2 protein-coding genes and 2 riboswitches are annotated in these 1,853 nt (G+C 41.0%); both genes read right to left on the bottom strand.

The genetic code is table 11. The features are described 5' to 3' along the window. Positions 1-66: riboswitch (cyclic di-GMP riboswitch) on the bottom strand. This riboswitch is flagged as partial in the annotation. Positions 67-176: 110 nt separating this feature from the next. After that, a riboswitch (cyclic di-GMP riboswitch) is annotated at positions 177-250 on the bottom strand. A 306-nt stretch (positions 251-556) separates the two neighbouring features. Then, positions 557-1,312, bottom strand: coding sequence for a YdcF family protein (locus T357_RS0117760; protein ID WP_031555493.1), 756 nt, complete (start codon positions 1,310-1,312; stop codon positions 557-559). A gap of 37 nt (positions 1,313-1,349) precedes the next feature. Beyond that, on the bottom strand, positions 1,350-1,853 hold a 504-nt coding region (locus T357_RS0117755), incomplete at its 5' end, for a hydrolase (protein WP_031555496.1).

The following is a 1,853-nucleotide window of genomic DNA, read 5'->3' as shown; positions in this document are numbered from 1 at the left end:
CTGGCTGACCTTTCGGTCCCTATAGCTTTGCGTCGCCGGATTTCTCCGGGTTTGCTATTTAAGTGAATCGGGATAAAAAATTGGCACCGGGTTTTGTACCCTGTGCCAGTTAACCTAGAACCTTCTTGAATTAATTCTGATTCGAGAACTAACCTTCGGAGCTTTTGCTCCATGAAGATTGCAACTGGCTGGCCTTTCGGCCCCTGTAGCTTTGCGTCCCCGGATTTCTCCGGGTTTGCCCAACTAAGATCTAGGTTGGATCTTAGTTTAAAGAGAAGCGAACCTTTTTTCGGTTCCTTTCTTTTCTCATCTTCTCTTTACAATTCTAATTATACTATTAATTATTTAAATTGCAATAGCTTTAGTTAAAAATAATAAATTAATTTTGAATTTTAATTTGTTTATTACGTTCCTGTTTTTAAGTTTTTCCTTTCTAAACGTTTTCTTATATCCTAATCCCATAATTAAGACAATTTCAGTATATTTTTGCCCAAAATATCGTCATCAATTAAATGTTGCCGACAGCTTCAGGGTAATCAATCCTCATAAGGAACCTCTATCTCATCTTCCTTAAATCCCTTCCAATACCAAAGCATTCCCTTACCATGTTGTTTGGAAGGTACCAGGGTACTGTATATGCTGCTATCCCACAAACTTCGTATTCCGTATACCTTTTTGCCAGATGAATTCCCCGGAAGACATGGAAATTGTTTGTCACTATACCTATCCTTAGTGTATCATCGCTTGTAGATTGATCCATTATCTCTTTTGAAAACAATATGTTTTCAACTGTATCCCTGGCTTCTGTTTCTGCGATGATGCGCTCAGGCGCAATGCCTTTTGAAATGAGATATTCCTTTCCCCCGTCTCCTTCACTGACAGTCTCATTCTTCCCTATTCCACCGGATACAATGCAGATAGTATCCGGATTCTTTATGAGATAGTCATATGCAGCATCAAGTCTGAATCTGTAGATCGTACTAGGACTTCCACCTTTCATCTGCGCACCAAGGACAATTATATAATCAAGATTTTCTTCACCTTTATCCTTGAAGTGAATTGCCATGGCAATGAAGCAGATGGTAAAGAATATTGCCGTTAGTCCGATTGTAAGGTAACCTGCACATCTTATCCCAAAGGGGATCTTAATCCACCTACCATTGCCTGAAAGATAGAATAAAAGGCCGAAAACAATTGCGCTGAATATCCATATCATAAATGAGAATGTCCCGCTTCCGACCATGTAGATACTGACAGAATAGATAAGGCTTAGAAGCGTGAATGCCAGAAACAAATATCTTATATAGTTCATTTCAATTTTTTCCTGTATTCCCCGAGAGTATTTCCCTTTATTGAGCCTGTTCTTCAGCAGCCATCTCTTTATTGATCGTGTCTTCACTTGCGGCCATAGCCTTAAGTGTCATGTCTAGGAGCTTGTCTAGCTCCCAGCCAAGCTGTTCTGCGCCTCTCTCTATTACTTCCCGGGAACATCCGGCGGCAAAACCCTTGCTCTTATACTTCTTTTTCAGGGACTTTAATTCCATGTCCTTTGTGCTCTTTGATGGTCTCATAATTGCCGCAGCCCAGATAAGTCCTGTAAGTTCATCTGCAGCAAACAGAACCTTTTCCATCTCATGTATAGGTTCCACATCTATTGTCACACCACAAGGTACAGTAATCCCATATCCATGTGAGCAGACAGAATGGATGATACCTTCATCTACCACGCCTTCCCTTAGTAAGGATACCGCTTTAAGGCAGTGTTCCTCCGGATAAAGTTCAAAATCAATGTCGTGGAGAAGTCCCACGATGCCCCAGCGATCTTCTTCATCCTCATATCCAAGCTCCTTCGC

Origin of the sequence: Oribacterium sp. FC2011 (assembly GCF_000701645.1) — a bacterium.
Lineage (GTDB): Bacteria > Bacillota > Clostridia > Lachnospirales > Lachnospiraceae > Oribacterium.
This window is presented reverse-complemented; position numbering and strand designations above follow the sequence as displayed.